The following is a 13430-nucleotide window of genomic DNA, read 5'->3' on the forward strand; positions in this document are numbered from 1 at the left end:
TACTTTGCAATATTAACGCCAAACCACACAAAACATTTTGTGTGGTTTGGGTATATTTACTGTGATTTCTACTTTTTTATTTAGACAAGAAATCTAAAACAGAATAATCACCTAAAGAAATTTCTCTTGCAACTCCAAAATACTGTGCAGAATTACCAATCATAGAGTTTGATAAATTTCCATGATTGATCTTTGTATTTTCCTGGATCAGGGAGTTTTCAATATTTGAATTTACGATTACTGTATTGTTGCCCAATGAAACACCTGGACCTATTTTGGAATTTGAAATTCTTACATTTTCCCCAATAAAGCAAGGCTGAATAATTAAAGAGTTTTCAATAACTGCTGAAGTAGGATAGTGAGACATTTCTTCTTTTTCATACGCAAGAATTTTGCTGTTTGTTTCTACGGTAGCATTTTTGTTTCCACAGTCCATCCAGTCATTTACTTTTCCAAGGGTGAATTTAGCTCCCTTAGATCTAAGGTTTTCCAATGCTGTTGTCAATTGGTATTCCCCACCATTTTTGATATTATTATCCATGATGTAATTGATTTCATTCATCAGTTTCTCAGCACTGTTGAAATAATAGATACCGATAATGGCCAGATCCGAAACAAAAGTCGTTGGTTTTTCAACAAAATCTGTAATGAAACCATAGTTGTCTAATTTAACAACACCAAATGCTGATGGATCTTCTACGCTTTTCACCCAGATCACACCATCCGAATTTTTATCTAACTGGAAATCTGCTCTGAAAAGAGTATCTGCAAATGCAATGACCACATCTCCCTGCATGGAATCTTCTGCACATTTTATAGCGTGGGCTGTTCCAAGGGGGTCGTTTTGATAATAAATACTTCCCTTTGCTCCTAGTTTTTCAGCGATCTGGATCAGTGACTTTTCAATCTCTGCACCAAAATCTCCAATGATAAAGGCTACTTCTTCGATGTTTTCACCAGCAACTTTAGCGATATCTTCTACCAATCTTTGTACGATAGGTTTTCCTGCAATAGGAATAAGAGGTTTTGGAACAGTAAGTGTATGTGGACGTAATCTGGAACCACGTCCAGCCATTGGTACAATAATTTTCATAAATTATATTAAGGTATTTTAGTTGTTTTTGTTTTGATTTTTTATGACGAAGATAATTTAGCCAAATGATAAGAATACTTGTATTATTTTAAATAATCGTTTAATTTTTTCAAGTTCAGTAGCATCAAATTAGAGACCAAAGTTTAATTTTTTCTAATTCTTGATAGTAACATATCTTTTTCTGTGTAGATTAAAATTCCAATAAAAATTAGAAATAATAAATTACTCATTAAGATATTATAATTGAGATATTTCACAATGATAAAACTAAAAACGCCAAGCAATATCAGAAAGAAAGACATTTTTTTCATTCTGTAAGGTATTGGGTAATACTTCTGGCCTAATAAATAAGACACAATCATCATGATAACGTATGCTCCAAAAGTAGCCCATGCAGAACCAATTACACTATGGTAATATTTTAATGCTAAAAGGTTGAAAGCAATGTTTATACCGGCTCCAAGCCATGAAATAATAGTTCCAACACTAGTTTTGTCTGTTACCTTATACCATGTGGAAAAGTTATAATATATTCCGAAACAAAGGTTGGCAAGTACGATAATCGGAATGATGTCTATTGCAATCCAATAGGATTTGTTGGGAATGAAAACATCTTTCAGCCATGCAATATTAGCAATGATTCCTAAAGCAACGGCACACGCAAAAAATGCAAAATATTCTGCTACTTTGGCATACGTTTTTTTGGCATCGCCTTTATCCATTTGTTTAAAAAAGAAGGGTTCAATACCCATTCGATATGCTGTAACGAATAATGTCATGAGTACTGCTAATTTATAACAGCCTCCATAAGCACCCGCTTCTTCGTCTGAAATATAATTTCTTTGTACAGATTTATCAAAGTTTTCGTTCACCATAAAAGCCAATCCGGCAAGCATTAATGGAAAAGAATACTTAACCATTCGTCCGAACAGTGAAACTACAAACTGAAATCTTACTTTTAATATAATAGGGAATAATAATAAAAAACCTAAGGCACTTCCTGCAAGATTACTGAAAAATGGATAGTCTACATTTTGGTTTAAACCAAAGCTTTTTGAAATGTTTTCGGGAATCCAAAAAAATAATGCTGCTGTGAAAACAGCCTGAAAAACAGCCTGAATAATTCTCACTACAGAATATTTGATCGGCTTATTATGAAAACGTAACCACGCAAACGGAATCACCAATAGATTATCAAAAAAAGCGATCATTGCAAACCATTTGATATATTCAGGATTATCATGATACCCTGCATAATCAGCTATTGGTTGGTTGAATAGATAACATACTAAAAGGAAGAGGGTAGAGGTTGAAAACAAAAACAAAAATGAGGTATTGAAAGTCTTCTTTTCATTGTCTTTTTCAGCAGAAAATCGAAAATAAGCAGTTTCAAACCCAAAAGAAAGTATAATGTTAACAAATGAAATCCACGCATATAGCTGTGTGAAAATCGCAAAACCTTCATTAGGAATTTTATAGATCAAAAGTGGATTAAGGATAAATAAAATTATTCTTGGCGCTATGGCTCCTATTCCGTAGATGATTGTTTGCCCTAGTAGTTTCTTATACAAAGTCGAAATTTTTTTACAAATGTAAATATTTAGAAATTGATTTTTTATCAAGGATATTAAAATTCATTCATAAACCTTAATTTTGTATGGAATCTAAAGTCTAAAGAAAAGTAAATGAGAACTCTTATCAAGAATGTAACAATCGTTAATGAAGGAAAGGTCTTTGAAAGCGATATCTTAATTGAAAATGATTTAATTTCTAAAATACAGTCCGGTATTTCAGACGAAGCTGATCAAATTATTGATGCTTCGGGAAAATATCTTTTGCCGGGAGTAATTGATGATCAGGTTCATTTTCGTGATCCGGGGTTAACACACAAAGGAGATATTGAAAGTGAATCAAGGGCAGCAATTGCAGGAGGAATTACCAGCTTCATAGATCAGCCTAATACTGTACCTAATGCAGTAACCCAGGAATTACTGGCAGCTAAATATGAACTAGGTGCTGAAAAAGCTTATGCCAATTATGGGTTTATGATGGGAGGAACTAATGATAATCTTGAAGAAATTCTTAAAACTGACCCAAGAAATGTTCCGGGAGTTAAATTGTTTTTAGGTTCTTCTACAGGAAATATGTTGGTAGACAACCCTGAAACTCTGGAAAATATTTTCAGCAATACGAAAATGCTGATTGCAGTTCACTGTGAAGATGAGGCGACCATCAGAGCAAATACTCAAAAATATCTGGATGAGTATGGGGAAGACATTCCTGTAAAGTTTCACCATTTGATAAGAAGTGAAGAAGCCTGCTATAAATCTTCTTCCAAGGCGATAGAATTGGCACAGAAAACAGGAGCAAGACTTCATGTTTTTCATCTTTCAACAGCAAAGGAAACTGCACTTTTCAGAAATGACATTCCTTTAAAGGATAAAAAAATAACGGCAGAAGTTTGTGTACATCATTTAACTTTTACAAATGAAGATTATGAAACAAGAGGAAGCCTGATCAAATGGAATCCTGCTGTAAAGACACAGGCAGATAAAGATGGACTTTGGGAGGCGCTTTTGGATGGCAGAATTGATGTCGTTGCGACGGATCATGCTCCGCATACTCTGGAAGAAAAGCAGAATGTGTATACAAAATGTCCGTCCGGAGCTCCATTGGTTCAGCATTCACTAAATGTGATGTTGGAAAACTTTAAAAATGGTAAAATTTCTCTGGAGAAAATTGTTGAAAAAATGTCTCACAATCCGGCGATCCTTTTCAGAGTTGAGAAAAGAGGTTTTGTGAGAGAGGGATATAAAGCAGACCTGGTATTGGTAGATTTAAACGAAAACTGGACTGTTACCAGAGATAACCTCTTATACAAATGTGGATGGAGCCCATTGGAAGGAATGAACTTCAATTCTAAAGTGACTCATACCTTTGTAAATGGAAATCTGGTCTACGACAATGGAAAAATAGCTGAAGAAAAATTCGGAGAGCGATTGCTTTTTGAGGTTCAGGAATAAAAAAAGAGGCTGTTTCAAAGTGAAACAGCCTCTTTTTTTATGTATAGAAATTATTTCTTAGGTTTATTGCTCATATAGAAAGTAAGTTTTCCCCCTTTTGTAATATCAGAATGTTTTAACGTAAAGTTTTTGATCTCTGTACCATTGAGGAGAATCTTTTGAACATATACATTTTTTGGATTCTGATTGATGGCTTCAATTTCAAAGGTCTTTCCATTTTCAAGGTTTAATACTGCGTGATCTATTGCCGGACTTCCAATTGCATAATCTCCGGAGCCTGGTGCCACCGGATAGAATCCAAGGGAGCTTAAAATATACCATGCACTCATTTGACCAGCATCATCATTTCCTCCTAATCCATCCGGAGTCGCTTTATACTGCATTTCCAGAATATGACGGATCTGGGCCTGTGTCTTCCATGGCTGTCCGGCCCAATTGTAAAAATAGGCTACATGATGAGCAGGTTCATTACCATGAACATACCCGCCAATAATCCCTTCACGGGTAATGTCTTCAGTATCAGCAAAGAATTCATCAGACAGATGCATTGTGAATAATTCATCAAGTTTGGAAGCGAATTTTTTCTTTCCACCCATTAAAGTGATGAGCGCATCAGGATTTTGAGGGACAAAGAAGCTGTAATTCCAGGAATTTCCTTCAATAAAACCCTGTCCGTGAGTACTTAAAATATCGAAATCTTTTTTAAAACTTCCATCTTCCAGACGAGGTCGCATAAAGCCAATGCTTTTGTCAAAATTATTTTTCCAGTTTTCCGAGCGCTTAATGAATTGGTTGTAAATTTCTGTTTCTCCTAAATGTTTTGCTAATTGAGCAATGGCCCAGTCATCATAAGCATATTCCAAAGTATTGGAAACAGAAGTTCCACTTTTTTCAGAAGGAATATACCCTAAATCGATATATTGTCCGATACCTTCGTAATCTCTTTTATTGGCTGTTTCTACACAGGCTTTCAAAGCTTCTTTCGCATCACCGGTATATATTCCTTTAATAATAGCATCTGATATTACACTTACACTGTGATAACCACTCATACACCAGTTTTCATTCGCATAATGAGACCATATGGGTAGCATTTTTAGAGAAAACTGTTCATAGTGTGCCATCATTGATTTTACAATATCATCATTTCTTTTAGGCTGAATAATGTTGAATAGGGGATGTAAAGTACGGTAGGTGTCCCAAAGTGAAAATGTTGTATAGTTTGTAAAACCATTTGCTTTATGAACATTCTGATCTAAACCTTTGTATTCTCCATTAGCATCCATATAAGTAGTTGGATTAATGAAAGTATGATACATTGCGGTGTAGAAATTTGTCTTTTCTGTCTCAGAACCTTTAATGATAATTTTGTTTAGCTCTTTATTCCAGCTTTCCTGTGCTTTAGCTTTTACTTGATCAAAAGATAAATTTCCAGCTTCTTTTTCCAGATTATCTATCGCGTTATTTTGACTTACGGGTGATAAAGCAAGCTTTACTTCGATGGCTTCATTTTCATTGGTGTCAAAGTCAAAATTCATTTTCAGATTTCTTCCGGCTATTTCAGGGAAATTTTTAGTCTGATCAAATTTTCTCCAGAATCCTCCATATACCTGCTTTCCATCATAATTTTTTTGACCATATGATTTGAATGGTTTTGAGAATTGTATCGCAAAATATACTGTTCTTGTTCTCGCCCAGCCACTGGTCTGCCTGTACCCGGTAAGGGTGTGGTCATTTTCTACACGCACGTATGTCCAGACATTTTTTCCATCATAATTATAAATTCCTGCCATCAGATCCAAGATAATATGGGCCTGATCAGATTTTGGAAATGTATAACGCTGAACGCCCACTCTGGTTGTTGCAGTAAGTTCAGCTAAGATATTATGATCCTCCAGTTTTACTTTGTAATAGCCTGCTTCTGCTTTTTCGTTTTGGTGGGAAAACCGACTTCTGTATCCGTTTTCTGGATTGGAAGCCGTGCCTGGATTAAACTGTAGTTTTCCGATAGTCGGCATCATTAATAAATCTCCTAAATCAGAGTGGCCGGTTCCGCTAAAATGGGTTGAACTGAAACCAACAATAGTTTTGTCCTCGTAGCGGTAGCCTGCACAATATTTATACACTTCTCCATTATACTTTCCATTGAGCGCATACGAAATGGTATCTGTTTCGGGACTTAACTGAACGGAACCAAACGGGACGGTTGCTCCGGGATAGGTATGACCCATTTTTTCAGTTCCGATTAAAGGGTTTACATAGTGTATCAGCTTTTCAAATTGTTGACCTTTTGAATAATGGCCGAGAAGTAAAAGGAATATAACTGCAAAAGTTGCCGTATTTTTCATGAATTAAGATATTTTCAACAGTAAAATTAATTAAAAATCGAAGAATAATCATTTACTGCTTTATTTTAGATGGAATTCGTTCGGTATTTATTTTTTTTCAGAAAAACGGAAACCTATTCCGTGCAGGTTTTCAATCAAAATATTCTGTTCATCAATAAGTACTTTTCGTAATCTGGAAATAAATACATCAAGGCTTCGACCCATAAAATAGTCATCATCTCCCCATATTGCTTTCAGGATATCCTGCCTTTTTACAACAATATTTTTGTGTTGAATAAAATATAAAAGCAGTTCAGATTCTCTTTGTGTAAGAGATATTCTGTTTTCTATATCCTGGAGGGTGTAGTTCCTGGGATCAAAATCATATTTTCCGACCTTGTATTTTAACTGGGGAATATCTGTTTTCCTTGTCCGTTTCAGGAAAACTTCAATTTTCAGGATCAATTCTTCTATGCTGAATGGCTTTACCAGATAGTCATCAGCTCCTATTTTCAGTCCTTTGATCCTATCTTCTTTTAAAGCTTTTGCAGAAATGAAAATGATGGGTATTTCAGAGTTTTTACTGCGGATTTCCTGGGCTACTTCAAAGCCATTCAGTTCCGGCATCATAATATCTAAGAGACAAATGTCAAAGCTCTGACTATTGAATGCATCAAGTGCAGATTTTCCATCCGAGTAACAGCTGATATCATAATAGCTTTCCAGGCTGTCCTCTATGAGAAAAGATATCGTTTGATCATCTTCTGCATATAAAATTTTAGATTTCTGCATACTACACATTATTATTAAATTAAATAAGGGAAAAAGAGTGTTATAGTAATTCCCTTATCTGCATTGTTCTCAACGGAAATTTTCCAGTTATGCTGTTTGACAACTTTTTTCACATAGAATAACCCTAATCCAAAGCCATTGATTTCCTCTGATCTTTTTGTATTTACCCTGTAAAACTTCTCGAAAATATCTGGAATATTTTTAGCAGGGATTCCCATTCCATTGTCTTTAAACTTTAAATATAAACCTTTTGAATCTTTATAGGCTGAAATTATAATCTCAGGTTTTGTTTCACAATATTTTATAGAATTATCTAAAATGTTATAGATGATATTTGTGAAATGAAATTCATCTGCCATGATGAAGAAGCTGTTTTCAATATCCACATGAATGGTGATATTTTCATTCTTTTGCTGTAGGGTATTCGCAATTTCCTGAATAAATGGAAGTAATATGATTTTCAGGGGTTTTAATAATAGCCCGGAAGAGTCATTTTTAGCGATATTAAGTATTTTTTCAATATGATGATTCAGCTTATAACTTTGATTAATAATGATGGAGGTATAAGTTTGCAGTTTAGGGTTTTCCTGTACAATATTCTGCTTGCTGAGAGATTCCGAAGCTAAAAGTATCGAAGATAAAGGAGTTTTAAATTCGTGAGTCATATTATTGATGAAGTCACGCTGTAATTCAGAAAACTTTTTTTGTTGAATAATAGTATAGATAGAATACACATAAACCAGCAGAATGATAATAAGCGCAAAGGTAAGTACATACCAAAACCTTAATGAGCTTGTCAGATAAGTTGCTTTATTAGGAAACCGTATTGAAAAATAATAAATGAGATTTTTGTGCTTGGGAAAATTAATGACCTTATCACTGGGAGGCTCTTGATTTTTAGACATAAATTTTCCATAAATCATTTTATCACTATGGCAGTTGTATAAGGCGTATACGTAATCTGTATTTATTTGGAAACGGGTAAATTCTGTCCTGAGGTAATGTTCCAGCACTACAGGGTGAAACTCATTGTTGGTATTAACCACATAATAGTCATTGGCAATATTCTGTACAGGATTTTCTGTAAAAGAAGCTTTTCCTCCGGACAATTTTTCTGCTACTTCTAATAATGCGATATTTACTTTTTGATTAAATTTTTTATCTTCAAGATTGTATGCCTGCCGGGTCCATAGAAGCTGAGCTATTAAAATTCCTATAATAGCAATGAATCCCAGTGTTATAATGATATTGAGTTTTTTGATTTTCATTTCTGAAACAATATTATCCAAAAATATCTATTAATCTTTTATCATTAACAACTTGTTAACAAATGTTTGACAGCGGTTAACAAGTTGTATAGGTAATCCACTTTACATTTACTATTATAAAAGATAATAACCGACTCTTTTCCTATTTATAACTATTAAAATTTATACTCATGAAAAAATTAAAAATCACTGCGCTTTTGGCTGTTTTGGCATTCGCGCCATTTTATGCAAACACTTTTGCTGTTGAAAATCCTTCATTGGTAAGAATCATTGCAGATGCAATTAAGTGGAAATCTGAATCTATAGATGTAGGAAATATTCCTCAAGGGAAACCAAAGCTGATCAGATTCGAATTTACGAATACCTCTTCGAAACCTGTTGTTATTGAGAATGTAGCACCATCATGTGGGTGTACTACAGCGGATTATACGAAGACTCCTATAATGCCAGGAAAAAAAGGATTTGTAGAAGCAAGCTTTAATGCAGCTGCCGCAGGTCCGTTTATGAAAACTGTTAATGTTACAACGAGCGAAAGTAAAACTCCTAAAACACTTTCATTTAAAGGGGTGGTTGTAGCGTAATATTTTACTGCCCAAACACATAAAAAACAAAGCAACCTTGTCATTCTTTACAGGGTTGTTTTTTTATAACCTTTACTGATCATGATTGATCTACTCTCCTTATTGTATGGAGCTATTGTTCTTTTTTTTGTTTGACCTTTTTAAGATAACCCAGAGAATAACTATTTATAACATTATTATTTATCCCATTATTTTAAATGGCATCAATCCAATATTTAGTATTTTTAGGAAAAAATAAAATTATATGAATTTATATACACAACCCATGTTGCGTGAGGACGCACTAAAAGATAAAGTAGCTATTGTCACAGGAGGAGGAAGTGGTTTAGGAAAAGCAATGACCAAATATTTTTTACAGCTTCGTGCTAAAGTGGTTATTACTTCAAGGAATCTGGAGAAACTGCAAGGAACCGCTAAAGAGCTGGAAGAGGAAACAGGAGGTAAGGTTCTTTGTGTAGCTTGTGACGTCAGAAACTGGGAGGAAGTAGAAGCAATGAAAGAGGCTGCTTTAAAAGAGTTTGGGAGAATTGATATTTTACTGAACAATGCAGCAGGTAATTTTATTTCTCCAACAGAGCGGTTAACGCACTCCGCTTTTGATTCTATTTTAGATATTGTTTTAAAGGGAACAAAAAACTGTACACTTTCAATAGGAAAATACTGGATAGATTCTAAAGTACCGGGAACGGTTTTAAATATCGTAACGACCTATGCATGGACTGGTTCTGCTTACGTGGTGCCTTCCGCTTGTGCAAAAGCCGGGGTTTTGGCAATGACAAGGTCTTTAGCTGTGGAATGGGCAAAATATGGAATCCGCTTTAATGCAATTGCTCCCGGACCATTCCCGACAAAAGGGGCGTGGGACAGATTGCTTCCTGGCGATCTGCAGGAAAAGTTTGATATGAGAAAGAAAGTTCCGTTAAGAAGAGTAGGAGAACACCAGGAGTTGGCTAATCTTGCCGCTTATCTGGTTTCTGATTATTCGGCTTATATGAATGGAGAAGTCGTAACCATAGATGGTGGAGAGTGGCTTCAGGGAGCTGGAGAATTTAACATGCTGGAAGATATTCCACAGGAGATGTGGGATGCTTTAGAAGCTATGATCAAATCAAAAAAATCGAATTAATTCTATAAGTTAAAAAATCCCGAAATTGTAACAATCTCGGGATTTTTTTTACCTATCTAGGAAGACTATAAATTTATTCTAATGAATTGTAAAATCCCAACCCTTGTTTCGGCTATTGCAGTATTCCTGTTTTCAGGTTCTGCATACGCTCAGGAGACTCCAAAATATGATTATGTAGAAGCATTTAAACCTTTTTTCTATCCTCAGACAGGTACGGAGACCCGTTCTGCAAGCGGACAGCCAGGCCATGCTTACTGGCAGAACTCGGCAGACTACAATCTGAATGTCAGCCTGAATGATGCTAAAAATGAAATTACAGGGACTGCTGAAATTAAATATACGAATAACAGCCCTGATCAGCTGAGCTTTTTATGGTTACAGCTTGATCAGAATTTATTCCAGAAAGATTCTCGTGGTAATGCTTTAGTCCCGATGTCGGGAAGCCGAAATGGAGCTCATGGCGAAAAGCTAGAGGGCGGATATAAAATTAAATCTGTAAAACTCGATGGTAAAGATGTGAAATACATGGTTACCGATACGAGAATGCAGATTGATTTACCAAAGGAACTCAAGGCTAAGGGAGGTGTTGCGAAAATTACAATTGATTATTCTTTTGTATCTCCGGAATATGGCTCTGACAGAATGGGGGTTCAGGAAACTAAAAATGGTAAAGTTTTCACCATGGCACAATGGTATCCGAGGATGTGTGTGTATGATGATGTTTTAGGCTGGAATACGATGCCATATCTCGGCGCTTCGGAATTCTATTTAGAATATGGGAATCTCACGGCCAATATTACAGTTCCTAATAATCAGTACGTCGTGGCCTCAGGAGAACTTCTTAACGAAAAAGAGGTGTACAGCAAAACTGAAACTGAAAGATGGAACCAGGCTAGGAATAGTGATAAAACAGTCATGATCCGCCCGGAATCTGAAATTACTAAAAATCCGTCCTCAGGAACTAAAACATGGAGGTTTAAGATTGATCAGGCAAGAGATTTTGCCTGGGCATCATCTTCAGCATTTGTTCTCGATGCTGCAAGGATTAATTTGCCAAGTGGAAAGAAATCTTTAGCCATTTCAGCTTATCCTGCGGAAAGTGGAGGGGATAAAGCATGGGGAAGATCTACAGAGTATACCAAAGCAGCTATAGAACATTACTCTCAAAAGTGGTATGAATATACTTATCCAGCGGCAACTAACGTTGCGGGTAATGAAGGCGGAATGGAATACCCGGGTATTGTATTCTGCCATATGGACTCTAAAGGAGATGACCTTTGGGGAGTTACGGATCATGAATTTGGACACAATTGGTTTCCAATGATCGTAGGGTCTAACGAAAGATTATTTGCCTGGATGGATGAAGGCTTTAATACGTTCATCAATGAGCTATCAACAGAAGCCTTCAATAAAGGTGAATATTATAAAAAAAGAAATATTGCCCAGACAGGAAGCTATCTGATGAGTGATAATTTTGAAACAATGATGGTAGGTGCAGACAATATGAAAGAAAGAAATATTGGTGTGCTTGCTTATTTTAAACCAGGTTTAGGAATGGGAGTTCTGAGAGAATCTATTCTGGGACCAGAAAAATTTGATAAAGCTCTGAGAACATATATTGCCCGTTGGGCCTTTAAACATCCTACGCCCTGGGATTTTTTCCATACCATGGAGAATGTTTCAGGAGAGGAGCTGAATTGGTTCTGGAGAGGTTGGTTCTTCAATAAATGGAAAATCGACCAAGCTGTTAAAGGAGTTAAATACGAGGATGGTGATTATAAAAAAGGAGCTCTGATCAGTATTGAGAATATTGGACAGCTTCCTATGCCGACCACTGTTCAGGTGAAGTTTAAAGATGGAACGACACAAACTATAAAACTTCCTATTGAGCTTTGGAAACGTAATAATGAATGGACTTTTAAAATAGATTCTGCGAAAGAAATTGACGAAGTAAAACTGGATCCAACTTCACAAATCCCAGATATAAATCCTAAAAATAACACCTGGACCTCTGCCAGCGCAAAACCTGCCGAAAAGATTGACCTGAAAGGATTTAACGGGACATATGGTAGTAAAGAAGTTCCCATTAAAATAACCTTTACTGAGAAGAATGGACAGCTTTTTGGACAGGGAACAGGACAGCCAGAATTTCCTTTAAGCTACGCTGGGGATAATAAATTTACTTTTGATGAAGCCGACTTGACGGTTACCTTTAGTAAAGACAAAAAAGTAATCACTTTTTCACAGGGCTCAAAGGAATTTAAATTCAACAGGGAATAATTTCTTTTCGTGAACTGCTGAATATTTAACAATATAGTCATCATTTTAAAGCTTCTCTCTTGTGGAGAAGCTTTATTTTTGTTGAATTATTATTTAAAATAGATGATTATGAATTTTAGGCTTTCAATTTTACTGGTGATGTTTTTTACCATTGGTTTTTCGCAGGATCTTAAAGTGATGAGTTTTAATATCAGGCTTCAGGTGGAATCTGATAAGGAAAATGCTTGGACGGAAAGGAAACAGGATGTAGAGGATTTATTAACGTACTATCACCCGGATTATTTTGGAGTCCAGGAAGCGCTTCCGGAACAAATGAGAGATCTTAAAAATGGACTGAAAAATTATGACTACATAGGAGTAGGAAGAGACGATGGGAAAGAAGAGGGTGAATTTTCAGCTATTTTTTATGATAAGGAAAGATTACAAGTGGTGAAATCCGGAACTTTCTGGCTTTCGGAGACACCTGAAAAAGTTTCAAGAGGATGGGATGCGGCCTGTAACAGAGTATGTACCTATGCCATCTTTAAGGATAAAAGATCTAAAAAAGAATTTCTGGCAATGAATCTTCATTTTGATCATGTAGGAAATGTTGCAAGAACAAAATCTGCAGAATTAATTCTAAAAAAAATAAAAGAACTGAATCCTAAAAATCTACCAATGACTTTAAGTGGAGATTTTAATTTAACAGATACAAGTGAGCCGATTAAGATTATTTCTCAGGATTTAAAAGATAGTTTTTATCATTCTGAAACAAAGCATTACGGTCCTGTAGGTACTTTCACTGCATTTAACGTCAATGAAATTCCAAAAGACAGAATCGACTATATTTTTGTAAAGGGAATGAAGGTGAAGTCTCATAGACATATCAACGACAGACGAAATAATCTGCTATATCCCTCAGACCATTTTCCGGTTATGGTAGATCTGTCTCTATAAGAAC

10 protein-coding genes are annotated in these 13430 nt (G+C 35.5%); 5 read left to right on the forward strand and 5 right to left on the reverse strand.

Going from position 1 to position 13430, the window contains the following annotated elements:
• Positions 1–76: 76 nt before the first annotated feature.
• Positions 77–1093 (reverse strand): sugar phosphate nucleotidyltransferase, encoded by a 1017-nt coding sequence (locus tag CEY12_RS17260; protein WP_089028862.1) that lies wholly within the window; start codon positions 1091–1093, stop codon positions 77–79.
• Positions 1094–1236: 143 nt separating this feature from the next.
• On the reverse strand, positions 1237–2664 hold the full coding sequence (locus CEY12_RS17265; RefSeq protein WP_089028863.1) for an oligosaccharide flippase family protein: 1428 nt from the start codon (positions 2662–2664) through the stop codon (positions 1237–1239).
• A gap of 114 nt (positions 2665–2778) precedes the next feature.
• On the opposite strand from CEY12_RS17265, the gene CEY12_RS17270 reads away from it, so the two are divergent.
• On the forward strand, positions 2779–4116 hold the full coding sequence (locus CEY12_RS17270; RefSeq protein ID WP_089028864.1) for a dihydroorotase: 1338 nt from the start codon (positions 2779–2781) through the stop codon (positions 4114–4116).
• A 50-nt stretch (positions 4117–4166) separates the two neighbouring features.
• Here the strand turns inward: CEY12_RS17270 and CEY12_RS17275 are convergent, their stop codons facing one another.
• From CEY12_RS17275 to CEY12_RS17285, 3 genes are all read right to left on the reverse strand, one after another.
• Entirely contained in the window at positions 4167–6464 is a 2298-nt protein-coding gene (locus tag CEY12_RS17275; RefSeq protein ID WP_089028865.1) for a GH92 family glycosyl hydrolase, read from the reverse strand.
• Between the two features lie 87 nt (positions 6465–6551).
• Entirely contained in the window at positions 6552–7235 is a 684-nt protein-coding gene (locus CEY12_RS17280) for a response regulator transcription factor (RefSeq protein WP_089028866.1), read from the reverse strand.
• A gap of 14 nt (positions 7236–7249) precedes the next feature.
• Positions 7250–8503: a sensor histidine kinase gene (locus tag CEY12_RS17285; RefSeq protein ID WP_089028867.1), complete on the reverse strand. Its 1254-nt coding sequence runs from the start codon at positions 8501–8503 to the stop codon at positions 7250–7252.
• A 170-nt stretch (positions 8504–8673) separates the two neighbouring features.
• On the opposite strand from CEY12_RS17285, the gene CEY12_RS17290 reads away from it, so the two are divergent.
• From CEY12_RS17290 to CEY12_RS17305, 4 genes are all read left to right on the forward strand, one after another.
• Positions 8674–9084 (forward strand): DUF1573 domain-containing protein, encoded by a 411-nt coding sequence (locus tag CEY12_RS17290; RefSeq protein ID WP_089028868.1) that lies wholly within the window; start codon positions 8674–8676, stop codon positions 9082–9084.
• Between the two features lie 244 nt (positions 9085–9328).
• Complete coding sequence (locus tag CEY12_RS17295) at positions 9329–10210, forward strand: SDR family oxidoreductase (protein WP_089028869.1); 882 nt, start codon at positions 9329–9331, stop codon at positions 10208–10210.
• Positions 10211–10291: 81 nt separating this feature from the next.
• Positions 10292–12490 carry a M1 family metallopeptidase gene (locus tag CEY12_RS17300; protein ID WP_089028870.1) on the forward strand — a complete coding sequence of 733 codons (2199 nt, stop codon included), beginning with the start codon at positions 10292–10294 and terminating at the stop codon, positions 12488–12490.
• Positions 12491–12598: 108 nt separating this feature from the next.
• Positions 12599–13426: an endonuclease/exonuclease/phosphatase family protein gene (locus CEY12_RS17305; RefSeq protein WP_089029915.1), complete on the forward strand. Its 828-nt coding sequence runs from the start codon at positions 12599–12601 to the stop codon at positions 13424–13426.
• Positions 13427–13430: the final 4 nt, after the last annotated feature.

The organism is Chryseobacterium sp. T16E-39 (assembly GCF_002216065.1).
GTDB lineage: Bacteria > Bacteroidota > Bacteroidia > Flavobacteriales > Weeksellaceae > Chryseobacterium.

Bases quoted from the DNA above. Each gene is read 5' to 3' on its own strand.
- CEY12_RS17270 (WP_089028864.1), top strand. From the start codon at position 2,779: ATGAGAACTCTTATCAAGAATGTAACAATCGTTAATGAAGGAAAGGTC.
- CEY12_RS17290 (WP_089028868.1), top strand. From the start codon at position 8,674: ATGAAAAAATTAAAAATCACTGCGCTTTTGGCTGTTTTGGCATTCGCG.
- CEY12_RS17275 (WP_089028865.1), bottom strand. From the start codon at position 6,464: ATGAAAAATACGGCAACTTTTGCAGTTATATTCCTTTTACTTCTCGGC.
- CEY12_RS17305 (WP_089029915.1), top strand. From the start codon at position 12,599: ATGAATTTTAGGCTTTCAATTTTACTGGTGATGTTTTTTACCATTGGT.
- CEY12_RS17295 (WP_089028869.1), top strand. From the start codon at position 9,329: ATGAATTTATATACACAACCCATGTTGCGTGAGGACGCACTAAAAGAT.
- CEY12_RS17280 (WP_089028866.1), bottom strand. From the start codon at position 7,235: ATGCAGAAATCTAAAATTTTATATGCAGAAGATGATCAAACGATATCT.
- CEY12_RS17300 (WP_089028870.1), top strand. From the start codon at position 10,292: ATGAATTGTAAAATCCCAACCCTTGTTTCGGCTATTGCAGTATTCCTG.
- CEY12_RS17260 (WP_089028862.1), bottom strand. From the start codon at position 1,093: ATGAAAATTATTGTACCAATGGCTGGACGTGGTTCCAGATTACGTCCA.
- CEY12_RS17285 (WP_089028867.1), bottom strand. From the start codon at position 8,503: ATGAAAATCAAAAAACTCAATATCATTATAACACTGGGATTCATTGCT.